This is a genomic window from Mesorhizobium sp. BR-1-1-10, from assembly GCF_020165595.1.
Classification (GTDB): Bacteria; Pseudomonadota; Alphaproteobacteria; order Rhizobiales; family Rhizobiaceae; genus Mesorhizobium; species Mesorhizobium australicum.
In genome coordinates, this window is the sequence record NZ_JAIUIL010000003.1 from 325,936 (window position 1) to 350,094 (window position 24,159).

The 24,159-nt window shown below is 64.0% G+C and carries 19 protein-coding genes and 1 pseudogene; 11 read left to right on the forward strand and 9 right to left on the reverse strand.

Going from position 1 to position 24,159, the window contains the following annotated elements; translation table 11 throughout:
- The first annotated feature begins 14 nt into the window (after positions 1-14).
- The gene (locus LB555_RS07430; RefSeq protein ID WP_140664276.1) at positions 15-1,388 is read left to right on the forward strand and encodes an MCE family protein; all 1,374 of its coding nucleotides are present in this window, start codon (positions 15-17) and stop codon (positions 1,386-1,388) included.
- Positions 1,389-1,497: 109 nt separating this feature from the next.
- Positions 1,498-2,076, forward strand: a complete 579-nt coding sequence (locus LB555_RS07435; RefSeq protein ID WP_181166274.1) for an ABC-type transport auxiliary lipoprotein family protein — start codon at positions 1,498-1,500, stop codon at positions 2,074-2,076.
- A 37-nt stretch (positions 2,077-2,113) separates the two neighbouring features.
- Here LB555_RS07435 and LB555_RS07440 read toward each other — a convergent pair.
- Together LB555_RS07440 and LB555_RS07445 are read right to left on the reverse strand one after the other, a co-directional pair.
- Positions 2,114-2,657 (reverse strand): annotated as a pseudogene (locus LB555_RS07440) (exonuclease).
- Positions 2,658-2,781: 124 nt separating this feature from the next.
- Entirely contained in the window at positions 2,782-9,135 is a 6,354-nt protein-coding gene (locus LB555_RS07445; protein WP_224682567.1) for a kinesin, read from the reverse strand.
- Positions 9,136-9,409: 274 nt separating this feature from the next.
- Between LB555_RS07445 and LB555_RS07450 the strand changes: the two genes are divergently transcribed.
- From LB555_RS07450 to LB555_RS07460, 3 genes are all read left to right on the forward strand, one after another.
- On the forward strand, positions 9,410-9,778 hold the full coding sequence (locus LB555_RS07450) for an Hpt domain-containing protein (protein ID WP_015317671.1): 369 nt from the start codon (positions 9,410-9,412) through the stop codon (positions 9,776-9,778).
- 143 nt (positions 9,779-9,921) lie between these two features.
- Positions 9,922-10,242 carry a 2Fe-2S iron-sulfur cluster-binding protein gene (locus LB555_RS07455; RefSeq protein WP_015317672.1) on the forward strand — a complete coding sequence of 107 codons (321 nt, stop codon included), beginning with the start codon at positions 9,922-9,924 and terminating at the stop codon, positions 10,240-10,242.
- Between the two features lie 88 nt (positions 10,243-10,330).
- Positions 10,331-11,362 (forward strand): NAD(P)/FAD-dependent oxidoreductase, encoded by a 1,032-nt coding sequence (locus tag LB555_RS07460; RefSeq protein WP_224682568.1) that lies wholly within the window; start codon positions 10,331-10,333, stop codon positions 11,360-11,362.
- On the opposite strand, the gene LB555_RS07465 is transcribed toward LB555_RS07460, so the two are convergent.
- Both LB555_RS07465 and LB555_RS07470 read right to left on the reverse strand, forming a co-directional pair.
- Entirely contained in the window at positions 11,363-12,844 is a 1,482-nt protein-coding gene (locus tag LB555_RS07465; protein WP_224682569.1) for an MDR family MFS transporter, read from the reverse strand. It abuts the gene before it with no gap.
- A gap of 230 nt (positions 12,845-13,074) precedes the next feature.
- Positions 13,075-13,692, reverse strand: coding sequence for a DUF922 domain-containing Zn-dependent protease (locus tag LB555_RS07470; RefSeq protein WP_224682570.1), 618 nt, complete (start codon positions 13,690-13,692; stop codon positions 13,075-13,077).
- Positions 13,693-13,806: 114 nt separating this feature from the next.
- Between LB555_RS07470 and folP the strand changes: the two genes are divergently transcribed.
- From folP to folK, 3 genes are read left to right on the forward strand one after another with little or no spacing between them, the layout of a single operon-like run.
- The gene (gene folP, locus LB555_RS07475; protein ID WP_140726810.1) at positions 13,807-14,655 is read left to right on the forward strand and encodes a dihydropteroate synthase; all 849 of its coding nucleotides are present in this window, start codon (positions 13,807-13,809) and stop codon (positions 14,653-14,655) included.
- A gap of 3 nt (positions 14,656-14,658) precedes the next feature.
- Positions 14,659-15,018 (forward strand): dihydroneopterin aldolase, encoded by a 360-nt coding sequence (gene folB, locus LB555_RS07480; protein ID WP_140616272.1) that lies wholly within the window; start codon positions 14,659-14,661, stop codon positions 15,016-15,018.
- Positions 15,002-15,514: a 2-amino-4-hydroxy-6-hydroxymethyldihydropteridine diphosphokinase gene (folK, locus tag LB555_RS07485; RefSeq protein WP_140726813.1), complete on the forward strand. Its 513-nt coding sequence runs from the start codon at positions 15,002-15,004 to the stop codon at positions 15,512-15,514. Before folB ends, folK begins: the two co-directional genes overlap by 17 nt.
- Positions 15,515-15,522: 8 nt before the next feature.
- On the opposite strand, the gene LB555_RS07490 is transcribed toward folK, so the two are convergent.
- Together LB555_RS07490 and LB555_RS07495 are read right to left on the reverse strand one after the other, a co-directional pair.
- A complete protein-coding gene (locus LB555_RS07490; protein WP_140716840.1) occupies positions 15,523-16,068 on the reverse strand; it encodes a DUF924 family protein in 546 nt (181 codons plus the stop codon).
- Between the two features lie 11 nt (positions 16,069-16,079).
- A complete protein-coding gene (locus LB555_RS07495; RefSeq protein ID WP_224682571.1) occupies positions 16,080-17,915 on the reverse strand; it encodes a monovalent cation:proton antiporter-2 (CPA2) family protein in 1,836 nt (611 codons plus the stop codon).
- A 159-nt stretch (positions 17,916-18,074) separates the two neighbouring features.
- On the opposite strand from LB555_RS07495, the gene LB555_RS07500 reads away from it, so the two are divergent.
- From LB555_RS07500 to LB555_RS07510, 3 genes are all read left to right on the forward strand, one after another.
- Positions 18,075-19,064: an AraC family transcriptional regulator gene (locus LB555_RS07500; protein WP_224527824.1), complete on the forward strand. Its 990-nt coding sequence runs from the start codon at positions 18,075-18,077 to the stop codon at positions 19,062-19,064.
- 59 nt (positions 19,065-19,123) lie between these two features.
- A complete protein-coding gene (locus LB555_RS07505) occupies positions 19,124-20,332 on the forward strand; it encodes an MFS transporter (protein ID WP_224682572.1) in 1,209 nt (402 codons plus the stop codon).
- 173 nt (positions 20,333-20,505) lie between these two features.
- A complete protein-coding gene (locus LB555_RS07510; protein ID WP_015317683.1) occupies positions 20,506-20,772 on the forward strand; it encodes a hypothetical protein in 267 nt (88 codons plus the stop codon).
- 121 nt (positions 20,773-20,893) lie between these two features.
- On the opposite strand, the gene LB555_RS07515 is transcribed toward LB555_RS07510, so the two are convergent.
- From LB555_RS07515 to LB555_RS07525, 3 genes are all read right to left on the reverse strand, one after another.
- On the reverse strand, positions 20,894-21,445 hold the full coding sequence (locus LB555_RS07515; RefSeq protein WP_140716846.1) for a hypothetical protein: 552 nt from the start codon (positions 21,443-21,445) through the stop codon (positions 20,894-20,896).
- A 123-nt stretch (positions 21,446-21,568) separates the two neighbouring features.
- On the reverse strand, positions 21,569-22,654 hold the full coding sequence (locus tag LB555_RS07520; protein WP_140821797.1) for a YcjF family protein: 1,086 nt from the start codon (positions 22,652-22,654) through the stop codon (positions 21,569-21,571).
- Complete coding sequence (locus LB555_RS07525) at positions 22,651-24,129, reverse strand: YcjX family protein (protein ID WP_224682573.1); 1,479 nt, start codon at positions 24,127-24,129, stop codon at positions 22,651-22,653. Before LB555_RS07525 ends, LB555_RS07520 begins: the two co-directional genes overlap by 4 nt.
- Between the last annotated feature and the right edge of the window lie 30 nt (positions 24,130-24,159).

Below are 24,159 nucleotides of genomic sequence, written 5' to 3' on the forward strand. Positions count from 1 at the left end.
CCATAAGTGAAGCAATGGAAACCAGAGCCAACTACGTCATTGTCGGCATTTTCACGCTGGTTGCGATCCTGGCGGCGTTCGGCTTCGTCTATTGGACGGCGGCGATCGGCGACAGGGGCGAGACGACGCTGCTGCGGGTGCGGATTCCGGGCTCGGCCTCTGGTCTCGGCCGCGGCAGCTTCGTGCTGTTCAACGGCGTCAAGGTCGGCGACGTCAAGCGCGTCTATATCGACGTCGACAATCCGACTGTCGCCATCGCCGACACCGAGATCGACCGGATGACGCCGATCACCAAGTCGACGCAGGCCGATATCGGCCTCGCCGGCCTCACCGGGCAGGCCAATATCGAGCTCAAGGGCGCCGACCCCAAGGAAGTCAAGCTGCTCGACCAGGCCGAGAAGGAAGGCAAGGTCGCCGAGATCGTCGCCAATCCTTCTGCCGTGACCAATCTGCTGCAGACGGCGCAAAACATCTTCACCCGTGCCGACAAGGTGCTGACGGAGCTGGAAGGCTTCACCAAGGACGTACGCGGGCCGCTGACGCAGACCGTCCAAAACGTCCAGACGTTTTCCGACGCATTGGCCAGGAATTCCGACGGCATCGACAAATTCCTGTCCGCCGTCAGCGCGCTGTCCGATGAGCTGAAAGGCGTTTCAGGCAAGCTCGACGGCACGTTGAAGGCAGCGGAAGGCCTGCTCAATGCCGTCGACAAGGACAAGATCAAGAGCATCGTTGCCAATGTCGATGCGGTGACGGGGAATCTCAAGGAAACCTCGCAGCAGCTGGACGGTGTGATCAGGAACGTCGATACGGCGGTGGGATCGGTCAACGATTTCGCCAAGCAGACGCAAGGCACGCTGGCCAAGGTCGATGGCGTGCTCGACGGCATCGATCCGGCGCAGGTGCGCCAAGCGCTCGCCAACATCCAGAAGGCCAGCGACAGCGCCAACAAGGCGGCTGCCGATATCGCGGAGGTGACCGGCAAGATCGCCAATCGGGCTGACGACATCGACCAGACGATCAAGGACGCCAGGCAGCTGGCGCAACGGCTCAACGACGCCTCGGTGCGGGTCGACGGCATTCTCGCCAAGGTCGACAAGCTGCTCGGCTCGGGCCAGGCCGACGGCGTGATGGCCGACGCCAGGGATACGCTGAAATCGTTCAAGCAGGTCGCCGATACGCTGAATGCCCGCCTTGGGGTCATCACCGACAATCTGGCGCGCTTCTCGGGCCAGGGGCTGCAGAATGTCGAAGCGCTGGTGCAGGATAGCCGCCGCTCGATCAACCGCATCGAGGAGGCGGTGACCGATCTCAGCCGCAATCCGCAGCGCATCCTTTCGGGCGGCGACGGCGAGGTTCGGCAGTTCGACGGCAGGGCGCGGCGTTGACTTCGGCATCGGCCCGCCGCAAGAACAGTGCTCGTGAATGCGGGTTGATCTTGCGATCAGGGGATAACGGGGATCACGCGTGAGATTGAGTAGGCTTGGAACGGGCGGGTTGAAATCGGCTGCGGCGCTGCTTGTCCTGGCGGTTGCCGGCTGCGCGGCGCTCGGCGGCAAGCCGGCACCGCTCGACACGTTCGAATTGTCGGCGCCGTCGGTCGACGCGCATGGCCACAGCCGCAAGCAAATCCTGATCGCCCAGCCTTCGGCGCTGAAGGCACTGGACAGCCAGAACATCGTCATCAAACCCTCCGACGGCTCGATCCAGTATCTGAAGGGCGCGCAATGGGCCGACCGCCTGCCGCTGATCGTGCAGGCGCGGCTGGCCGAAACGTTCCAGCGCTCGGGCAGCTTTGCCGGCGTCGGCAAGCCGGGCGAGGGGCTGGCGATCGACTATCAGGTGATCGTCGAGGTTCGCTCCTTCGAAGTGCGCGTCAATGGCGGCGAACATGCCGAGGTCAACCTGTTCGTGCGCTTGCTCAACGACCGCAACGGGGAAGTGAAGGCTTCCAAGAGCTTCACCGCATCGGCACCCGTTTCGGGGAGCGGCAACCCGGCCTATGTCGGCGCGCTCGACGCGGCCTTCGGCGATGCGGCCAAGCAGATCGTTCGCTGGACCGATTCGGTGATCTGAGCGCCAGGCGCGCCGGGATTCCACCAACGCTTCCGGGTTACGGACGGTCGAAGGTGTCCGGCCGCAGCTTTCCAGTCTTCATCAGGTGCTGCAGGGTGTAGGTTACGGACAGCGTATCATCGAGCGCGTCATGCCCCCGCAGGCATGCCGGCCGCGATCAGCAGCTTGACGGCGTTGTCGAACCGGGCGGCCGGGATAGGCGGCCTGATGCCGCGACATAGCAACTGATGGCGATCATGTTCAGTTCGTCCTTGCCCCAGGACCAGAACCTGGGCCCATCGGAAACGATCGACGCCCGCAAGAGCATCTTCCAGCGCGACGCCCTCGGCCTCGATGATTTCTTCGGTGATGCCGGTCAGTCCAGTGAAGAACGGATCGAGCGTGTACCGCTCGCCAAACCGGTCGACCGGTCTGATATAGGCCTTGTGCGTGCCCAGCACGGGGAAGTCACCTTCGAGGCCGAGCCTTGCCGCGCCGATCTGCGCGATGATCGGATCGGGATCGTGGGCCGCGCACCAGAATCGACGTTGTGATCCCTCAAGGCAGAGAAACTCGCAGTCGAAGATGATTGCCGTCTTCACAACTCAGGATCCGGTTCCGGAAAGCGAGATCAAACCCGGATGCGTCTCCGGGTGGCGAGTCAGTTCCTTCAAGAAAAAGGCGGGAGACAATCCCCCGCCTCTTTCGGTTTGGCTTGTCGACCGCCTAATGCAGGCGGCCGCTGGCATGGGCCAGCATGGTGTAGACCTTGCCGGTGTCCGACGTGAGATAGGTCTGCGCCATGATGTTGTCGCGGTCGTTGCGCGAGACATCCTTGAGCAGCTTCTCGAAATCGTCGCAATAGCGGTCGACGGCGGTGCGGAATTCGGCCTCCGCCTGGTACTTGCGGCGGATTTCGTCGAACGTCTGCTGGCCCTTGAGCGTGTAGAGCCTGCGCGTGAACACGTCACGCTCGCCACGCCGGTAGCGGTTCCACAGCTCGATCGAGGCATCGTGGTCGATGGCCCGCGCGATATCGACGGACAGCGAGTTCAGCGATTCCACGACATGTGCCGGCGAACGCTGGGCAGGGGCCGCGCGCGGGGCTTCCGCTGGCGCCTGGGAAGCCGCCGGCCTGAGCTCGGCATCGTTCGACGCGGCGGTCAAGAGATCGCGCACCCAGCCGCCTTGCGGCGCGCGGGCAGTGGCGTCGGTGGCACGCTGGCGCGGTGCTGCCTCAGCCGGGCGATCCAGATCGAGCGTGCCGCGCAGTCCCGCGCCGCCCAGTGGCGCCTGTGGCGGGCGCAGGTCCGCCTGCGGTGCCGGGGCGCGACGGGGTGGCTCGGCGGCGCGTGCCGCCGGTGCCTGCGGCGCAGGGCGCAAGGGCCGCGGTTCTGAAGTGTCGCCGCCACGACCGGACTTCGCCACGATGTCCGAAAGCTCCTTCAAGGCGTTGATCTGCTCGGAAACCGCGCGGCGGATGGCCGATGTCGACTCCTTTGCCTCTTCCGGCATCTCGATGACGCCCTTCTTGAGCTCGGCGCGGGTGAGGTCGAGCTCGCTCTTGATCGAGCCCGCGGTGCGCCGCATCTCCTCGGTCGCATCGGCGAAGCGCTTGGTTGCCGAATCGACGACGTCGGTGATGGCGTTGCGGATCTTGTCGGCGGACTCCATTGTCTTGCCCTCGGCGTTCTGCAGGGTCTGGCCGACGAGATTTTCGAACGAGCGCATGACCCTTTCGAGATCTTCCGACTTCTTGACCAGGCCGACGGCGAGGTCCTCAAGTGAGGACTGCCTTTCCAGCGTGTGTTCGAGGTTGCTCTGGGCCGAGCTCAACAGGTCCGAGGCGCTGGCCAGCAAGCGGCTGTGTTCATCGAACTTGGTGGCGATCGAGGCGACTTCGCGCAAGGTCGACGACGACAGTTCCGTCAGCCTCGTCGTGTTCGAATCGACCAGACGCGCCGAGCTGGCAAAGGTCTGCGCCGCCTTTTCGGTGGTCGCCGCGAAGCTTTGCGTGCTGCCGGTCAGACGTTCGTCGACCTCGCCGAGGTTGACCGCGGCCTGCTCGATCAGCTGACCGAGCTGCGAGCTGGACTCGGTCATGCGGCCGATCAGATCGGCGACGCTGTCGGATAGCGACGAGCGGGCGCCTTCGACCGCCGACAAGGTTTCGGCGGTGCGGCTGGCCAGTGCGTTGACCAGGGCTGCATTCTCGCTGCGCAGCTTCTCGGTCGCGCGTTCCGTGACCTCTTCCATGCTCTTCTGCAGTTCCGAGCCGCCCTGGGCGAAGCGCTCGACCAAAGGCCGCGCGGTTTCGTCGAGGATCTTCGACATCTCGGCCGACCGCGCCGCGAGCATGGTGTTGAGCTCGCGGGTGTTGGCGCCGATCGTCTTGGCCGCGTCATTGGTGCTCTGGCCGATATGTTGTCCGACCGCGGTAAAGGTTTCCGCGATCACATTGGCACGCGATACGAGTTGTGCCTCGGCACTCGACACCTGCTCGTTGAGCTTCTGGCCCATCGTCTCGGTGGTGTAGGCGAGCCGGTTTTCGACCCCAGCGATCTGTTCTTCGACACGGGCGGCCGCTGCCGCCGCGCTCGATGCAAGACGCTCGTCGGCGCCAGCAAGTGCCTGCTCGATTTCGCGGGCGTGCACGGCCAGCTCCTGACCGGTCTGGCGGGCGCGATCGGCGACCCGCTGCTCGGTGCTTGCAAAGGCGCCGACAATGGTCTGCGCATGCTCGCCGATCGTCGAGGTGCTGTCGGCGATGCGCGAAACCAGGCGCTGGTCGGCGTCGTCGAAGATGCGGGCGATTTCGGATGCCCGGCTGGACAGCGCGTCCGAACCCTCGGCGATGCGCGAGACCAAATGCTGGTCGGCGGCATCGAAGATACGACCGAGGTCCGACGCGCGGGCGGCGAGCGCCTCGGCGGATTCGCCGATGCGCATGCCGAGCCGCTGGTCGGCGCTTTCGAAGTTCCGCAGGATGTCGCCGGCGCGGGCGGCCAGCGACTGCGCCGTTTCCACGGCACGGGCGACCAGCTTCTGGTCGGCCGCGTCGAACGTGCCGGCAATCTCGCTTGCGCGGGCGGCCAGCTGATCGGCGGTTTCCTGGGCGCGGGCGGCAAGCTTCTGGTCGGCCATGTCGAAGGTGCCGGCGATCTCGCCGGCGCGGGCAGCGAGTTGATCGGCGGTTTCGTGGGCACGGGCCAGCAGCGAGCTGGAGGTGTCATCGGCGCGGGCGAGCAGGGCGTTCGACGTATCCTCCGCACGGGCGTGGAGGCGACGATCGGCCTCCTCGAAGGTGCGGGCGATGTCTTCGGCCCGGGCCAGCAGGGCGGCGGACGTCTGCTCGGCGCGCTCGGCGATCTTGCGATCGGCGTCGCTGAAAGCCGCACCGGCCTGTTCGTGCAGCGTGCTGGTGACTTCCAACACCTTTTCGCGCAATGCGCCGGCGACGAAGACAGCGCTCTTCTCGAGCACGTTGCGGACGTTGTCGACACCAGTCGAGAGCGCGCGCTCCATGGTGCCGGCGCGTTCCTCGATGATGCCGGTCTGGCGGCTGAACGCCTGCTCGATCTTGTCGACATCGGCGGCGATCGCGGCGGAAATGTCCGTGCTCCTGGCCGCGATCTGGTCGATGTGGCCGGACAGCGAACGATCGACCTCCTTGCGGCTCTCGGCGAGCTTGCCGAGATCATCTTCCAGCGCGCGGCTGAGCATGTTGCGGCCTTCGGACAACTTGCCGACATGTCCGGCGATGATATCGTCGATATCGCCGCGGCTTTCGGTCAGCTTCTGGAGGTCGGCTTCGAGAGCACGCTTGAGAATGTCGCGGCCTTCGGCGAGCTTCTCGACCTGGCCGGCGACCAGACCGTCGATGCTGGAGCGACTTTCAGCCAGCTTGGCAAGGTCTGCCTCCAGCGCACGCTTGAGGACATCGCGGCCTTCGGCAAGCTTCTCGACCTGGCCGGCGACCAGACCGTCGATGCTGGAGCGGCTTTCGGCCAGCTTGGCAAGATCGTCCTCGAGAGCCTTCGACAAGGTCGAACGCTCCTGCACAAGCCGTTCCGCATGATTGTTGACGTGGGTGCCGACAGTCTCAAGGTCGGCCTCAAGTGCCTTCGACAAGGTCGAACGCTCCTGCACAAGCCGTTCCGCGTGACTGCTGACGTGGCTGCCGACAGCCTCGAGATCGGCCTCAAGCGCCTTTGACAGTGTCGATCGCTCTTGGGCAAGTCGGTCCGAGTGGCTGTTGACAAGTCTGTTGACAGTTTCGAGATCGGCCTCCAGCGCGCGGGCGAACTGGGCGCGGTCGTCGACCAGCTTCTGGGACTGGTCGGCAACGGTGTTTCTGACCGTGCTGAGGTCGGCTTCCAATGCGCGGCGCAGGATGTCGCGACCCTCGGCGAGCTTCTCGACCTGGCCGGCGACCAGACCGTCGATGCCGGAGCGGCTTTCGGCCAGCTTGGCGAGATCGTCCTCCAGCGCCTTCGACAAGGTCGAGCGATCCTGAACCAGCCTGTTCATGTGGTCGGCGATGACGCTGTTCACATTCTGCAGATCGGCTTCCAGAACACGTGAGAGCTGCCCGCGATCCTCGGCCAGCCTGTCCGACTGGCTTGATATGACGTTCTTGATCGTATTGAGGTCGGATTCCAGCGCACGCTTGAGGATGTCGCGGCCCTCGGCGAGCTTCTCGACCTGGCCGGCGACCAGACCGTCGATGCTGGAGCGGCTTTCGGCCAGCTTGGCGAGGTCGGCTTCGAGCGTCTGCGACAGCAGGCCGCGGTCTTCCGCCAGGCGTCCCGAATGGCTGTCGATCAGCCCGCGTATCCCCGACAGGTCGCTTTCGAGCGAACGGCCAAGCTGCGTGCGGTCCTCGGCCAGTTTCGCCGAATGCGCCTCGATGAGGTTCTTGATACCAGCAATGTCGTTTTCCAGCGCCTTGGCGAGCACCGCGCGGCCCTCGGCGATTTTCTCGACCTGGCCGGCGACAAGGCCGTCAATGTCGGCGCGGCTCTCGGACAATTTGCCGAGATCGGCCTCCAAGGCGCGCGACAAAATGTTGCGGCCTTCGGCCAGTTTTCCAACGTGCCCGGCCACCATTTCATCAATGATGGTACGAGCTTGCACCAATTTTCCGGAGTCTTCGTTGAGAGCCAGTGAGAGCCGGTTGCGGCCTTCTTCCAGCCTTTCGAGGTGGCTGCCGAGCGACGCATCGATGGCGGCACGCGATTCGTTGACCTTGCGCAGGTCTTCTTCGAGCGCACGCGCTATCAGGCTGCGGCCTTCGGCCAGCCTCTGCACCTGGTTGGTCACCGCCGCATCGATGCCGGCGCGGCCTTCGTCGAATTTCTCCAGGTCCGCCTGCATGGCTGCCGCCATGCGCTCGCGGCTCTCGGAGAGCTTGCGGCTATGGTTTTCGACGGCTTCTTCGATACCGACGCGCGCGTCGGCGAGCCGCTGGATGTCGGCATCGAAGGAGCGCGACACGACGTGGCGGGCTGCCTCCATGCGGCCGGCGAAATCGCTGGCGCGCGCTTCGAGCATGGAAGAGGTCGAGGTGACGATGTCGGCCATGTCGGCGCCGATCTGGGTCTTGCCCTGATCGATCATGGCCGACAGCGTGTCCTTGCTCTCGGCGAAGGTGTGGGCGATTTCGCGCGCGCGCTCGACCAGCGTTTCGTTGATCTGGCGGGCGCGGGCTTCCAGCGCGGCATTGAGCTTCTGGGTGCCGGTGTCCAGCGCTTCGGCGCGGGTCTGAAATTCACTGATCAGCGCCTGGCCGCGTTCGGCCAAGGTGCGTTCGATGCCGTTGAGGCTGGCCTCGAACTCGGAATTGAGGGTGCGCGCGGCGCCGCCGAGCAGCGACACCATGCCGGTGGTGCGATCGTCGAGCAGGTCCGTCAACGAACGGGTCAAGCCGTCCGTGGTGTCCGTCAGCTTGGCGATACGGGTGTCGAGCAGGCTGGCGAAAGCCTCGCCGGAGGTTGAAAGCCTGTCGGTAATGTTGTCGAGCCGGCCCTCCACCGAATCGAAGATCGACATCGAGCTTTCGTTGATGCGGTCGATCAGCGTGTCGCCGGAATTGGTGATCGTCATCGACAGTTTGGTCGACGCGTTGAGGATGCTGTCACGGATGATGTCGCTTGCCGCGCCGATTTCATCGCGCAGCGTCTCGTGCGCGCCGGAGATCGAGGCGCGGACGCGTTCGGCATGGGTGACCACTGCTTCGCGTTCGCTGCCCAATCCGTCGACCAGCGACCTGATGCGGGTTTCGTTTTCCGAATAGGAGCGCTCGATCTGGTTGACCTCGCTGTGGACCAGCGTCTCCAGTTCGACGGCACGGGCAAGGGTGCGTTCGATGCCTTCGCCCATGGCAGCCACCTCGCGGCGGACGGCCTGGCCGATCATCATGACGCGATCCTGGGCCATGTTTTCCGGCTCGGTCAGGCGGAAGGCCACTTCCGTCATCGATTGCGCGGCGATGCGCATGTCCTGAGCGCGGCGAATCATCGTCGCGAAGGCCCAGAACAGGATGACAGGCACGATAGCCGCGACGGCAAGGCCGATCAGTTCGGGGCGGGCGAAGAACTGGTCCAGCGTGCGGATCCGCCAGATGCTCGGTCCAAAAAGCAGGTTCGCCAGTCCGCCGGCGCCCGCGATCCAGGCAAGCGAGACAAAGGCGATGACCCAGTAAATGGTGTTGGAGGCGCGCCTGTTCAGGCTGTGCAGAAGGGTCTTGTAATCTTTCTGACGATCGTCGTTGGCTGGCGCGAAGCCGGCGGGCTGGCCACCATTGCGCGTCTCAACCGGGCGAAGTTCGGCCGGCTTGGCGTTTGGCGCGGGCTTCGCGGCCTGGGGCTGATCGACGACGGGCGCCGGCTGCTGATTGCGTCCCTCGCGTGCCAGTTCGTCGGCGGCCTGTGATATCTGCGCTTCCAGATCTTCCATCGAGGCCGCGATATCGAGGTCGCCGCTATCGGTATCGCCGCTCAGGTCAAGATCGAGCGCTTTTTCGAGTTCCCTGGCTACGTCGCTGTCGAGAGTTCTGGTCGTTGTTGGTTTCTTCGCCATGCCTTCGCTACCCTGTACTAGCTGCCGCGGGGGCTTATAATTGTGCTTGTCTTACCCCCGCGCAGGAGGCTGAAAATGGACCCTCGTATCGTAATGACACAGGGGGGTAAAGAAAACATGCATTCCGCGGGATACGTAAAACTTTAAATATAAGGTTAACGGAAGCGTGATTTGGGCGCCGCTTTCGCAACATTTTTCCGGGCCATCCATTAACCCGTTGTCCACTGGATTCGCCTAGGTTTTCAGGCGACCGAAGAAAATGGAGTTCGAGTTCATGCGTGGCGAAAGCGGCATTGCCTTCTCAATGCCGGGGGGCGACGTATCGGGAACGAGGCAGTCCCGACCGGTCGATTTGGCACACCTTGCCCGGCAAACGATGGGCGACCGCGCCCTCGAGCAAGAGGTGCTGGCGCTGTTTGTACAGCAGGCACTGTCGGTACGCGACAAAATAGTCGATGCCGACATCAAGGACCGGCTCCTGCTGGCTCATGGTTTGAAAGGGTCGGCCCGTGGCGTGGGTGCCTTCGCCATCGCCGATTGTGTCACCGATATCGAGCATCGCCCGGAGGACGCCCAGACGCTCAAGCGGCTCGGCAGGCTGATCGACGAAGTGCGCGACTTCATCGCCGCCATCAATCGCTGATCCAGGTTTGCGACAAAAACGTCACGGAGCGCCGCTTTCGCACGGCAGTTGACTTGTTTGCCGGAGTGATTATCTCGGGCGAAACTCGCTTTCCCCTCGGGCGAACTCCCTTCGTCCGGGGCGAAACTCCCTTCAGGTGACAAATGACCAAACTGACCTTCATCGCCCATGACGGCACACATTTCGACGTGGACGCCGAAAACGGCTCGACGGTCATGGAGAACGCCATCCGCAACGCTGTCCCGGGCATCGAGGCGGAGTGCGGCGGCGCCTGCGCCTGCGCGACCTGCCATGTCTATGTCGATGAGGCATGGACGGCCGAAGTCGGCGAGCCCGAGGCGATGGAGGAAGACATGCTGGACTTCGCCTACGACGTCCAGCCGAACTCGCGCCTGTCCTGCCAGATCAAGGTACGCGACGCGCTCGACGGCCTGATCGTCCGGGTGCCCGAGCGTCAGGGCTGAAGCCAGCACGGGCGATTTTTGCCGCTGACGCTTGGCAGCGGGCCGCTGGTCATGCAGTCTCGCCCGGACTTTCGCAGCGAGGCGCATCATGACCGGCATCATCAGCACAGACGTCCTCATTGTCGGGGCAGGGCCGGTCGGCCTGTTCGCCGTGTTCGAGCTCGGCCTGCTGGACCTGAAATGCCACCTGATCGACATCCTCGACAAGCCCGGCGGCCAATGCGCGGAACTCTATCCGGAAAAGCCGATCTACGACATTCCCGGCTGGCCCTCGATCTCGGCGCAAGGGCTCGTCGACAAGCTGCTCGAGCAGGTCGCGCCGTTCCAGCCTGAATTCACCTATAACCGCATGGTCTCCAGCCTTGAGAAGCTGGAGGACGGCGGCTTTCGCGTCACCACGGACGAGAACGAGGTATTCGAGGCCAAGGTGGTGGTCATCGCCGCCGGCGGCGGCTCATTCCAGCCGAAGCGCCCGCCGATCCCGGGCATCGAACCCTATGAGGGCAAGAGCGTCTTCTATTCGGTGCGCCGGATGGAGGATTTCCGCGGCCATGACCTTGTCATCGTCGGCGGCGGCGACTCGGCGCTCGACTGGACGCTGAACCTGCAGTCGATGGCAAAGAGCGTGACACTGGTTCACCGGCGGGCCGAGTTTCGCGCGGCGCCCGACAGCGTCAACAAGATGTACGCCATGCAGGAGATGAAGCAGCTGGAATTCAGGGTCGGTCAGGTGACCGGGCTCACCGGAGCCGATGGCCGGTTGTCATCGGCCACCATCAAGGGCGGCCCGGATGGCGACGTCGAGGTGCCTTGCACCCGCATGCTGCCGTTCTTCGGACTGACCATGAAGCTCGGCCCGATCGCGGAATGGGGGCTCAATCTCCATGAGAACCTGATCCCGGTCGATACCGAGAAGTTCCAGACCTCGGTGCCCGGCATTTTCGCGGTGGGCGACATCAACTGGTACCCGGGCAAGCTGAAGCTGATCCTGTCGGGCTTTCACGAGGTGGCACTGATGGCGCAGGCCGCCAAGCGCATCGTCAGCCCCGGCGAGCGCATCGTGTTCCAGTACACGACCTCGTCCACCAGCCTGCAAAAGAAGCTCGGCGTTTCCGGCTAGTTATTCCGCCAGGATCGGCGCCGGATCATCGACGTGGCCCCGAAGTTCTTTCTCGGGCATCAGCGTCAGCGTGACGAGGCCCAATCCCAGAGTGCCGGCCGCGACGAGAAAGATCATCACGAAGGGTTGGGCCGATACGACATGTCCAGCCACCTGAACGCCTTCGCCGGCCAGCGGCAACCCAAAGCCAAGGGCGACCGCGCCGAGCATCGCCACCCCCAATGCACTGCCCAGCGAACGCAGAAAGGTAAGCACCCCCGTCGCTACGCCAAGATGCATGCGGTCGACGGCGTTCTGCACGGACACGGTGGTTACCGGAAATGTCGTGCCGGTTCCCAGCCCGATACAGATGGTCAGGGCTTCGACGGCAAGCAGCGATGCATGGCCGGCGACAAAAGCCAGCAGGCCCGTGCACAGGATGGCGAAGACGACGCCGACCATGGCGATGCGCTTGTAGTGGGTGAAGCGTGGTATCAGGCGGCCGCTGGAAGCGGCGCCGCCCACGGTTCCAAGCAGAAGACCAAGCATTGCAATGCCCGACTCGCTGGCCGTGAGGCCGAGTATCGACTGCAGATAGACCGGCAGATACACGGCAAGGCCGACGCTGGAGGCCTGGAGCAGGAACATCGACAGGGTGCCGGCCAGGACGATCGGGTTGCCCAGCACCTCGAGCGAGATGAGCGGTTCGGCCGCCCGCATCAGCCGCAAGGCAAAGGCGCCCCAGAACAGCGCGGAGCACGCCAGGACGCCGATGACTTCCGGCGATAACCAGGGATAGGCACTGCCGCCCCAGTTCAGTGCCAGCAGCAACAGCGCCGTTGCCACGATCAGCAGCAATGCGCCGAGGCCATCGATGCTGTGGTTCTTGGCCGCGATGGGCAGCTTCTTGAGCGGCTTGTTGATGATCGCCATGGCAAGAAAGCCCAGCGGGATATTGATCCAGAAAATGAGAGACCAGTGCAGATGCTCAGCGAAGGTGCCGCCCAGCAGCGGCCCGGCGACGCTGGCAACGGCCCAGGTACCGGAAAACCACGCCGCATAGCGCGCCCGCTCGCGCGGCGGGACGAGGTCTCCGACCACGGTCTGCGTCAGCGCGAAAAGACCGCCGCCACCGGCCCCCTGGATCGCGCGACCCAGGATGAGGACGAACATGTTGGGGGCCAGTGCGCTGACCAGCGATCCAGCAAGGAAGATGAGGATTGCCGCGTAGACGGTTGGCCGACGCCCATAGACGTCGGAAATCTTGCCGTAGAGCGGTGCCACGGCGGTTGCGGTCAAGAGGTAGCCGGTGACGATCCATGGCAGGTATTCGGCACGGCCGAGCAAGCGCCCGATGGTCGGCATGGCGGGCGCGACGATGGTCTGGTCGAGGGCTGCCAGCAGCATCGACAGGAGAACGCCGCCAATAATGGCGTTCTTTTCGCTTTCGCTCAGCGGCGCGCTCACGGCCGCCACGGCCTGCTTGTCGACAGCCTGGTCCATAAATCTTCTCGTCCATGCGCTTTGCGCTGCCGCATCACCATTGGGCTTGTCTGGTGCATCCGCGGCGTGATCGATCGTGATGCCCGTGCTTCTGAATTGTGCCCTTGGCAACCCTGGATATGTCGTTCCGTATAGGCCGATTTCGACCGTTGCTCGAAAAAAATTCCAAGCTGGCACTACGCTTCCGCCCGGCTGGCTTGCATCCAGGCGAACGGAGGCGGCGAGGAGATTCAGGCCGGCGGCCGCAACTGGCCGCTCTCGATGCGCTCCATCCGGTAACGCAGCAGCCGCAGGATGCGGCTTTCGAAATTGGCGCCTTCGACACGGTCGAACCGCACCTGGTCCCTGTCGTGTTTGGCAAGCTCGGCCGCAGTGATCGCGGCGGCCTTGGCCTTTGCGGCGTCGCAATCCTTCTGCGGATAAGCTGCCTTCAGGGCGTCTTCCAGCGCGCGGCCGTGGTTCTGGGCGATCTCGACATGGCGGTCTTCATGGCGCTTGATGTCGGCGGACAAGGTATCCCAGAACAGCCGCACATCGGCGTCGGCTTTGCGCGGGCGGCGCCATTCCGGAAGGATCACCTTGACCTTGACGGTGACGGCCGCGTCGGCGATCCGGCAGGAGCCCGGCTGGCTGGCGTAGCTGATGCGTGTCGTGAAAGCCATCTGGGTGGCGCCAGGGTGGCGCGACCCCGTGCTTTTGACCTGGGGCCCGTGTTTGGCAAGTTGCTGCTCGATATCCTCCAGCGTTCTGCCGCCAATGGCGAAATAGCTGTATGTCTTCACCAGATTGGCCGCATTCGCCGGAACGGCGGCGGTAAGCAGCAGCGCGCACAGGGATCGTATCATCATGTTGCCTCTTCAATCACCTTGCTTTACGGCCTTCGCCGGCGCAACGGAATTGATCCAATGCGGATCACACATCGTTGATGGCATCTTGGTTGATGAGCCCATGGTTGAAGCGCAATGACGGCGGGGCGATGGCAATTGGCGCATGGACGCCATCTCGAGCTTGGCGGCAAGGCCGTGGTCGTCGGCATCCTCAATGTCACACCCGACAGCTTCTCCGATGGCGGCTTGTTTGATGCTCCTGAACCCGCGCTCGTCCAGGCGCGCCGCATGATCGGGGAAGGAGCCGCCGTCATCGATGTCGGCGGAGAATCGACCCGCCCGGGCGCCGCCGCGATATCGGCCAGCGAGGAGCAGGCCCGTATCCTGCCCGTGATCGAGGCGTTGGCGCAGGTCGGCGACGTGCTGATTTCCGTCGACACCTATCGTGCCGACACCGCGCGGCTCGCCGTCAAGGCCGGTGCGCATATCGTCAACGATGTCTGGGGTCTGCAGCGTGAGCCCGACATTGCGCGGGTGGCGGCCGAAACCGGCGCCGGGCTTGTCATCATGCATACTGGACGGGATCGCGACAAGCTGCCCGATGTGATCGCCGACCAGCTGGCGTTCCTGGGAAAATCGCTTGAGATCGGGCGCGGGCAAGGTGTCGCCGACGGCCATATCGTGCTCGATCCCGGCTTCGGCTTCGCCAAGGAGACGGCGGAGGAAAACCTCGATCTGATGGCACGGTTTGCCGAGCTTGGCGCGCTCGGCTTCCCGCTGATGGCCGGTACGTCGCGAAAGCGTTTCATCGGCACCGTCACCGGCCGCGACGCCGCTGATCGGGCGGCCGGCACGGCGGCGACCAGCGTCATTCTCCGGCTCAAGGGCGCGCATCTGTTTCGCGTCCATGATATCGCAATCAACGTGGACGCGCTGGCGGTGGCGGATGCTATGCTGGCGCGGGAAACCGGATCGGAACGCTGAGCCATGTATGTCATCCGCATGAAGAATTGCGCCTTCTTTGCCCGGCACGGCGTGCTGGACGAGGAAGAAGCGCTGGGGCAGCGCTTCTACGTCGATGCCTCGCTCACCGTCGAGCCGGGACGCGCGCTCGTCGATGACGCCATCGGGGAAACCGTCAATTACGGCGTCGCCTTCACCGTCATCGAGGAGATCATCACGGGACACCGGCGCTGCCTGATCGAGGCGCTGGCCCTGGAAGTCGCGAAGGCTCTCACCGGGCGCTTTCCCCAGATCCGGAAAGCCGAGGTCACCGTTCGCAAGCCCAATGCGCCGGTGCCTGGCGTGCTCGATTACGTCGAGGTGACCGTTGTCTGGCCCGAGTAACACCGTCTATCTGAGCCTCGGCGGCAATCTGGGCGATCCGGCGGCGTCGATGGGAGCGGCGTTGCGCCTCCTCGACGCCGATCCCGATACCGACATGGCCGCCGTCTCCTCGCTCTACCGGACACCGCCCTGGGGCAAGCTCGACCAGCCGGATTTCCTCAACGCGGCCGCCGAATTGTCGACGCGGCTGTCGCCGCGGGCATTGCTCGACCTCTGCCTCGATGCCGAGCGAAAGCTCAAACGCGTGCGCGAGGAGAGGTGGGGGCCGCGCCTCATCGACATCGACATCCTGGTGTTCGGCGACCGCATCATCCATGAAATGGGCCTGGAAGTGCCGCACCCGCGCATGCTGGAGCGCGCCTTCGTGCTGGCGCCGCTGGCCGAAATCGCGCCGGATCTTGCCGTCGGCGGCAAACGCGTGGCCGATCGCCTGAGCGCGGTCGATGCGGCCGGCATCGAGCGGCTGCCATCAGGCCGCGACTGGTGGCGGCGCTAAATCGCGGATCAGCCGGAGAAACCACCGTCATCCAGGAATGCTTTTTCCTCAGCCGTGGTCTCGCGGCCAAGCATCCGGTTGCGGTGCGGAAAGCGGCCGAAGCGCTGGATGATGTCGCGGTGCTCCAGCGCGTATTTCAGATTGAACTCGGCCCTGGCGGTATGAAGTTCGACCGACCGCTCCTGGTCCGCAAGATTTTCCGAATGTTCGAACGGCAAATAGAGGAACACACGCACTTCCGGTTCCAATGCCAGATCGTGGCCGGCATCGACCGCTTTTTGCGCAAAATGCTTTGCCAGTGGGTCGGTTGCAAACATGTGGCCGGTGCCGCGAAAGCAATTGCGCGGGAACTGGTCGAGCAGGATCATCAGCGCCAGCGAGCCCTCGGCATGGCTTGACCAGACATCGCATTCACGGCGCGCTGCGGCGTAGTGGAGATCGAGGAAGCGGTCGCGGAAATCGGCATCGAAAGCGTCGTTCTTCTCGAACCAGGCATCCTCGCCGGCGTCGCGCCAGAACTTGGTGATCGACAGGGCTCTGCTGTCCAATTCCATGCCTAACTCCCTCAATCCGCCGATTCGGATTTATGCAGGACGCCGGCCGTTTCCTCGTTGAGCGCCTGGCCAGGACGGCGGGGCGTGGAGAGTGGGGTCGGGATCGGCGTACCGATATTGCCTTTCAGGAAACGCTGTCCCGAGCGGATGCCTTCGGCGAGCTGGGTCTCGAACCGGGCCGTGTCGCGGCGCCTGACGTCCTCGATCGTTTCGGCGACGTCCTCGGGATCGACGCCCAGCGCCTCGAGGGTCGAGCCACCAAAGACGAGCGCCGATTCGAAGGTTTCGCGCAGCTGATAATCGACGCCGGCGCGGATGAGCTGCAGCGCCGTGCCGCGGTCGAACGCACGGGCCAGCACCGTAAGCAAGGGGAACTCAGCCTTGACAAGTTCGGCGATGCGGATGGCGGCGTCGGGCTTGTCGACACAAATGAGCACGGCCCGCGCCCGGCCGGCCCCGGCCGCGTGCAGGATATCCAGCCGCGTGCCGTCGCCATAATAGACCTTGAAGCCGAAATCGGCGGCCGCCTGGATCATCTCGACATCGTTGTCGATGATCGAGACGTCGATGCCGCGCAAGAGCAGGGGTTGGCTGGCGATCTGGCCGAAGCGGCCAAAGCCGATGATCAGCACGCTGCCGGACAGGCCGTCGGCGACTTCGACGCCGTCCAGCGACTGCTCGTCCCGTGGCGTGAAATAGCGCAAGGCGATGATCGCCAGCGGCGTCAGCACCATGGAGATGATGACTATCGCGGTCAGCGTTGCGTTTGCCTGGCCGTCGATGATGCCGACGGCGGCGGCCGCGGAATAGAGCACAAAGGCGAATTCACCGCCTTGCGCCATGAAGACCGCGCGCTCCAGTGCCTCGCGGTGGCCTGATTTCAGGATGCGGGCGACAATGTAGATGCCGAAAGCCTTCATCACCATGTAGGCCACGACGTAGACGGCGATCAGCTTCCAGTTCGCGGCCACCACATGCAGATCGAGCGACATGCCGACCGCCAGGAAGAACAGGCCGAGCAGGATGCCGCGGAACGGCTCGATGTCGGCTTCAAGCTGATGGCGGAAGGTCGATTCCGAGAGCAGCACGCCGGCCAGGAACGCGCCCATCGCCATCGACAGGCCGCTGAGCTGCATGGCAAGCGCCGATCCGAGCACGACCAGCAGAGCCGCAGCCGTCATCACTTCGCGCGCACGGGCATCCGCCAGGATGCGGAAGAAGGGGTTGAGGAGGTAGCGTCCCGCCACCACCAGGCCGATGATCGCGGCGAGGCCGATGCCGACCTCGGTCAGCCGCTCCGACAGGCTGGTACCGGCACCGCCCGGCGCCAGGAAGGCGATCAAGGCGAGCAGCGGCACGATGGCCAGGTCCTCCAGCAGCAGGATGGAGACGATGCGCTGGCCCTTGGGCGCGGCGATTTCGCCGCGTTCTTCCAGAAGCTGCATGACGATGGCCGTCGAAGTCAGCACGAAACCGGCGCCGGCGACGAAAGATTGCGCAATCGAAAACCCTCCGGCCATGCCGACACCAGTCAAGAGCGCCGCGCAGACGCCGACTTGAAGCGCGCCAAGCCCAAAGATCTCGCGGCGCAGGCCCCAGAGCCGAGACGGCTGCATTTCCAGGCCGATGATGAACAGGAACATGACCACGCCGAGTTCGGCGACATGGAGGATGGCTCCCGATTCGGAAAAGACGCCGAGGCCGAACGGACCGATCACCACGCCGGCGGCCAGGTAACCGAGAATCGAACCGAGACCCATGCGCTTGAAGATCGGGACGGCCACCACGCCCGCCGCCAGCAATGCCACCACCTGAATGAGATCGCTGCCCGCTGCCTCTGCCGCCATGATCCGTCCCTTTGTCCTATAGCACTCCTTGCATGCAGTGGGAGCGGGAGGCAAGGGCGGGAAGCCTGCCAGGAAAGGTAGGGTGCTGTCGGTGCGAATCCCCCGGTGGAACAACGGTCTCCGCTTGTCTGCGGGACGTTCGGCATCTATATCAGCTGCATGCTTGACCGTTCGTCCCAGCCGTCTTCGCCGTCCCATATCCCGATGGATGCGCTCAGCGAGGTCCTGCAAGATTTTCGCCTGAGTGGCGTCAACTATGGCCGCTGCGAGCTCCGACATCCATGGAGCATAGAATTTCCGCGACAATCGCTGCTTCGTTTTCACTTTGTCGGCCAGGGTCCGTGCTGGATTCATACCGAAGCGCAGGGCTGGCAAGAGTTGCGCGATGGCGATCTGGTGCTGCTGCCGCAGGGCATCGCCCATCGGCTGGCGAGTGCGCCGGACGTGGTGGGCGACTCGCTCGAGGGCTGCCAGGTGATCAAGTTAGGGGGCAATGTCTGCGAAGTGGTGCGGGAAGGAACGGGCGCGACAAGCACCCTTTTCTGCGGCTCCATGGCCTTGGACTCCTGTGCGCTCAATCCATTGATCACGTTGATGCCGGCTGTCATCAAGGGTTGCGACGTGGCCGGCAATGACCCGGTCGTTGGTCCTTTGCTGGCGGCTATGACGACGGAGGCCGCGCAACCGCAGATGGGCAGCGCCACCATCTTGTCGCGAATGGCGGATTTGCTGACAGCCCGGCTCATCCGCTGTTGGGTCAATTGCAACGGAGCCTCGACCACAGGTTGGCTCGCAGCCATCCGCGATCCCCATATCGGCCGCGCACTGGCAGCCATGCATCGAGACCCCGGCCACGACTGGACGCTGGGAAGCCTTGCAAGCGTGGCAGGCCAATCGCGATCGATTTTCGCCGCGCGTTTCAGCGCTGTATTGGGCGAGGGTGCCGCACGCTATCTCGCTCGCCTGCGCATGCAGCTTGCCCGCGAGTTGTTGGGGCAGAGCGGTTTGTCGGTTGCCGAGGTCGCTACTCGTTTGGGCTATGATTCCGAGGCATCCTTCGCTCGCGCGTTCAAGCGCATCACCAATGTCTCGCCGGGAATTGTGCGTCGCACAAATCCCGGACGAATAGACATGAATTTCGGATTTTAAGATACATATCATCCGACAGAACTCGTCTATCAAGATCTCCAAACTTTGGAGATCTTTCCGTGACAGACACAACATTACAGCTTGAAGACGCCGCGATTGGCCTTGATGCCGACACGCCGGCCGCGTGGAGCGCAGCCACTTGGTTTGCGGTCATTTCACTGGCGGCCACCAGCTTTGCCCTGGTGTCAGCCGAATTCCTGCCCGCAGGCCTGCTGACGCCAATGGCGCGCGATCTCGGTATCAGTGAGGGAACGGCCGGGCAGGTCGTCACCGCCACCGCTTCCGTCGGCGCCGTGACGGCCATGTTGAGCAATGTTCTTATCGGCCGACTGAACCGCAAGACGGTGCTGGTCGGTCTCATGGCTTTGGCGGTGGCCTCCAATATTCTTGCGGCGCTGGCACCCAATTTCTGGCTGTTGTTGTTGGGCCGGGCCGGGCTGGGGATCGCTCTCAGCGCTTTCTGGGCACTTTCGGTTGCCGTCGTGGCGAGGCTGGTCGGCGCCAATGCGACAGGCCGGGGCATGGCTATCGTTACCCTCGGCGTCTCGCTCGCCACCATTGCCGCGCCGTCCTTGGGGGCGTTGATCAGCGACTGGCTGGGGTGGCGCAGCGCCATGGCCATGACAGCGGGGCTGGCCGTATTGGCCATGTTGGCGCAGTTGCTCAGCCTGCCGACCTTGCCGGCGACAACAAGCAACAGTCTTGCAGACGTGTTTCGACTTACACGGCGGCGCGGCATTCAAATCGGCATGCTGGCCATTGTCTTGCTGATGACGGGGCATTTTGCTGGTTCTGTCTATGTGCGCCCCTTCCTCGAACACGTCACGCTGCTTGCAACCGGTCCAATCGCCCTGGCTCTGCTTGGGTTTGGCATCGCCGCTGTGATCGGCAACATTGCCGGCGGCCGCATGGCCGATGCCAATATTCACATGGCTCTCGTGGTCACCGCGGCGTTAATGGCGGTTGCGGCGCTGGCCTTGGTGCTTTGGGGCGTGCACATTGGCGTTGCCTTCGGGTTCGTCACGCTTTGGGGCTTCGCCTTCGGCATGGGGCCGGTGGTGCTGCCAACCAATCTCTCGCGTGCGGCACCTGACGCGCTGGAAGCAGCGGGCAGCCTGATGGTCGTCTCTTTCCAGGTTGCCATCACGATCGGCGCGGTTGTCGGTGGCTATGTCGTGGATACCTATGGTGCCACGGCGCCATTGACCGTTACGGCCGTCCTTGCTGCATCGACAGCTGTGCTCGCTCTGCTGCAGCCTCGCGGCTGAACTTTGCTCCATGGAAGGGCTGAACTCGACCCGCCGCAATGTTGCAGGCTCTTTACACAAGTTTACGCCATGCACGCGTTGCTTGTTGCCGCAATCGAAGGCTAAGCACGCTCGGCTTCGGCCATTGGGGGTGAGCGGCGATCAAGTCGCACCCTTTTGAGGAGATGACTGACATGAAGAAGTTTTTGCTCGTTGCCGCCGGGCTGGCGGTGCTTGCCGGCTCGGCCTGTTCGAAGGCGCCGGAATGCACGACCGAGATCGCGACCAAGAAGGCGCAGGACATGGCCGCCGCGCTGCAGGAGGCGATCACCAAGGATCCGTCCAAGGCGGCTGACCTGACCGCCAAGGTTCAGGCGGTGACGACCAAGTACCAGGGTTCCACGACCCTGGCCGATGCCTGCAAGGCGTATGACGAGCTGACCAAGGCGATCAAGGGCTGACGCCTGGTTCGTCCGTTTCCAAGGAGGCGGTGGCGATGGGCCGCCGCCTCTTTGTTTTGTGGGGTTCGAAAATCCCAGGAAAAGTGTTTTTCAGTCCGGAATAGCGTAGGCGAGGGTGCGCTCAGTTCGGCGCGATTGAGCCGACTTCGACGGCATCGACGCGCTTCAGGCTCATGCCGATGACGGGCACCAACTGGTCCTGAACGCGCACGGCAACCGTTACGGTCATGGAATTGTCGTCGGGAATGCGGGCCTGCATGACACCGCGCAATTGGTTGCGGTTGATGGTGAAGACCACCTTGTGGGCGTCGACGACGTTGCCGCCGATGATATCGAGGCCGGCGCCGGCAGCGCCACCCATGAAGGAACCCTTGTAGTCGCGGCCCTTGCGCTCGATCTTGGCCGACATGGGCTGGGTGAACATGCCGACCCGGCAACCGCCGTCCAGTGTCATGCCCATCTTGCCGTCCGGCGTGGAGCCGGTGAAGCTGCAGTTGAATTTCGTGCCCTTGTATTTGCCGGCGACGATTTCGCCCGGGCCAACCCATTTGCCTTCGGCCGACTGGAAAAACTGCTTGTCCGGTTCCGTGGCAGAGGCCGCCGAGGCAATGCCGACGACAGCTGTGATCACCGTCGCCAGGGGCAGGACGCTGGACAGAATTACGCTTTTCATCGACGACACCCGGCAACAACGAGGCTGTTTGAAACCGGTTCGACCATGAAGAAGATTGGTTAATGCTTCGTCACCGCGGGCCCTCGAAACAGCAGTCCGATCATCGTCCCGAAGAGCTGGACGCTATTTGCCGGAGCCGGCTGTTTCGGCGTCTTTCTTGGCTGCGAACGACGTCAATGCTGCGAGGAAATCGCCCAGCCCCGGGCGCCTGGCAGCGCTGAAGGGCAGGGGACGCGCCGTCTCCATCGCGGCGATACCGATGCGCGCCGTCATCATGCCGTTGACGACGCCTTCGCCCAGCTTTGCCGAGAGGCGGGCCGCCAGGCCGTGGCCGACGATCTGCTGGACGAAACTGTCGCCGATGGCGATCGAACCGGTGACCGCCAGATGCGCCAGTACGCTGCGCGCCAGGCGGAAGAAACCCAGCGTTCCGGGCCGTCCGCCATAGAGTTCCGAAAGCCGGCGGATGAGGCGCCCGGCCTCGAACACCACATAACCGACATCGACCAGCGCGCGAGGGCTCACGGCCGTCACCAGCGAAACCCGCTTGGCGGCCTCGAGAATTATCACCTTGGCCCTGACATCAAGGGGGCCGAGGATTTCCGCCTCCGCCAGGCGCACCAGATTGGCGCCGTCGATAATCTCGCCGCGCAATTCAGCCAGCGCGCGCCGGCCGGCAGCGGTCTCGGGTTTGGCCGCGACAAAGGCCGACAACTCGTCGACCACCGCGCGTGCCGCCTTCGGATCGTCGCGCGCGATGGCATCGAGCGCGCGCTTCTGCAGCTTTTCGACCTCGGCGAGGCGGGCGATGGCCAGGAACTCGCGAATCAGGATTACCAGCAGCGCCAGCAGCGCAATCGCCGCCATCCCGGCGGCCAGCCAGCCCAGCCATTCGGCGCGGGCAAAGAGATCGCGTATCAACTGGTCGGTCCACAGGCCGACAGCCAGCGAAACCAGCACGCCGAAGGCGCCGAAGAAGATGCTGCCGAGAACCGAGCGCCTTCTGGGGGCGACCGATGGCGGCGGCTCGGCGGCAATAACGTCCGGTTCGTCGAAAACGTCGACCTCCGCCGGGATGACCAGCGCCACATCGGCCTTCATGGAGCGCGGTCTGCGCGACGGTTCGGTCTGGCGTGCTTGTGGCGCGTCTTGTTTCGGCGCGGCTTCCGGCTCGATGCGGAATGCCGCCGGTTTGCGGGGCGCGGTCATGCCAGATAGTCTCCGATCAGGAACTGCAAGGCGCGGTCTAGCCTGATATGGGGCAGCGACAGCGTGACACCTTCGGCCGTGCGTTCGAGTTTCGGCGGTCGGAACCGGACGAAGCGGATTGCCGGGTCCGTGGAGTCCTGCCTGTGATCCGGCCCCGAAAGGTCGAAAACAGCATCAATGTTCTCCGGCAAATCACCAGGAAATATAGCTGTTTCCGTCTTTCCGTCGAATGTTTCACCATCGATCTTCTCGCCGGCGATCGGCGTGCCGATGATAACAGGCAATGTCTCGCGGCCCTGTTTGACGGTGCCTTCGCGGGTGGCGCGCACCGCCGCCATGGCGACGACATCGACATCGGCGCCGGTGAAATTTGCCCGCGCCACGGCGCGGTCGGCAAGGCGCCGCACGATCGCCTGCAACCGGTCGTGGCTTTCGTGGTGCAGATGATCGGCCTTGGTCGCCGCGACCAGGATGCGGTCGATACGCCGGGAGAACAGGTCGGTTATGAAGCTGCCCCGGCCGGGGCGAAAACAGCTGAGGATCTCGGTGACGGCCCGCTCCAGGTCGGCCATGGCACCAGGCCCGGCGTTCAGCGCCTGCATGGCGTCGATGAGCACGATCTGGCGGTCCAGGCGCGTGACGTGCTCGCGGAAGAACGGTTTGACGACATGCGTCTTATAGGCCTCGTAGCGCCGTTCCATCATGGCGTGCAACGAGCCGTTGCGCGCGCGCCTGTCGCCCAGGCCGGCCAGCGGCGCGAAAGTCAGCGCGGGCGAGCCTTCGAGATCGCCGGGCATCAGGAAACGGCCGGGCGGCAAGGTCGAAAGCGCCCGTTCGTCGAGCTTGCATGCTTTGAGATAGGCGGCGAAGCTTTCAGCCAGCCGGCGCGCCGTCATTTCCTCGGCGTCGGCATTCGGGTCGATTTCCGCCGAGATCGCTCGCCAGGCCAGCGAAAGATCCTCGCGCACCGGCAGCGTGGCCATTTCGAGGGCTTCGCGCGAAAAATCGGCGAAGGATTTGCCGAGCAGCGGCAGGTCGAGCAGCCATTCGCCGGGGTAGTCGACGATGTCGACCGACAGCTTGCCCGACGAGAACATGCGGTTCCAGCCGGAGGCCGATTCATATTCGATCGTCAGCCGCAGTTCCGAAATGGCGCGGGTCGAGTCCGGCCAGACGCGATCGTTGACCAAAGCGGCGATGTGGTCCTCATATTGAAAACGCGGCACGGCGTCGTCGGGCTGCTGTTCGAGGAAGGCGCGCGCGATACGCCCCGACTTCTGCGCCTCGAACAGCGGCAGACGTCCACCGTGGATCAGATTGTGGACGAAGGCCGAGATGAAGACGGTCTTGCCGGCGCGGGAGAGACCCGTCACACCCAGACGCAGCGATGGAGAAAAAAGTCCGGTGGCACGTCCCGACAATGTGTCGAGGGCAATTCTTGCCTCGTCGGTGAAGGTGGTCAGCGATGATGCCAAAACATGATCTCTCGGGCTTGCGTCAGCCCG

Coding starts and splice junctions, on each gene's coding strand:
- LB555_RS07430 (WP_140664276.1), top strand. CDS start 15: ATGGAAACCAGAGCCAACTACGTCATTGTCGGCATTTTCACGCTGGTT.
- LB555_RS07445 (WP_224682567.1), bottom strand. CDS start 9,135: ATGGCGAAGAAACCAACAACGACCAGAACTCTCGACAGCGACGTAGCC.
- LB555_RS07450 (WP_015317671.1), top strand. CDS start 9,410: ATGCGTGGCGAAAGCGGCATTGCCTTCTCAATGCCGGGGGGCGACGTA.
- LB555_RS07455 (WP_015317672.1), top strand. CDS start 9,922: ATGACCAAACTGACCTTCATCGCCCATGACGGCACACATTTCGACGTG.
- LB555_RS07460 (WP_224682568.1), top strand. CDS start 10,331: ATGACCGGCATCATCAGCACAGACGTCCTCATTGTCGGGGCAGGGCCG.
- LB555_RS07465 (WP_224682569.1), bottom strand. CDS start 12,844: ATGGACCAGGCTGTCGACAAGCAGGCCGTGGCGGCCGTGAGCGCGCCG.
- LB555_RS07470 (WP_224682570.1), bottom strand. CDS start 13,692: ATGATGATACGATCCCTGTGCGCGCTGCTGCTTACCGCCGCCGTTCCG.
- folP (WP_140726810.1), top strand. CDS start 13,807: ATGACGGCGGGGCGATGGCAATTGGCGCATGGACGCCATCTCGAGCTT.
- folB (WP_140616272.1), top strand. CDS start 14,659: ATGTATGTCATCCGCATGAAGAATTGCGCCTTCTTTGCCCGGCACGGC.
- LB555_RS07490 (WP_140716840.1), bottom strand. CDS start 16,068: ATGGAATTGGACAGCAGAGCCCTGTCGATCACCAAGTTCTGGCGCGAC.
- LB555_RS07495 (WP_224682571.1), bottom strand. CDS start 17,915: ATGGCGGCAGAGGCAGCGGGCAGCGATCTCATTCAGGTGGTGGCATTG.
- LB555_RS07500 (WP_224527824.1), top strand. CDS start 18,075: ATGCTTGACCGTTCGTCCCAGCCGTCTTCGCCGTCCCATATCCCGATG.
- LB555_RS07510 (WP_015317683.1), top strand. CDS start 20,506: ATGAAGAAGTTTTTGCTCGTTGCCGCCGGGCTGGCGGTGCTTGCCGGC.
- LB555_RS07515 (WP_140716846.1), bottom strand. CDS start 21,445: ATGAAAAGCGTAATTCTGTCCAGCGTCCTGCCCCTGGCGACGGTGATC.
- LB555_RS07520 (WP_140821797.1), bottom strand. CDS start 22,654: ATGACCGCGCCCCGCAAACCGGCGGCATTCCGCATCGAGCCGGAAGCC.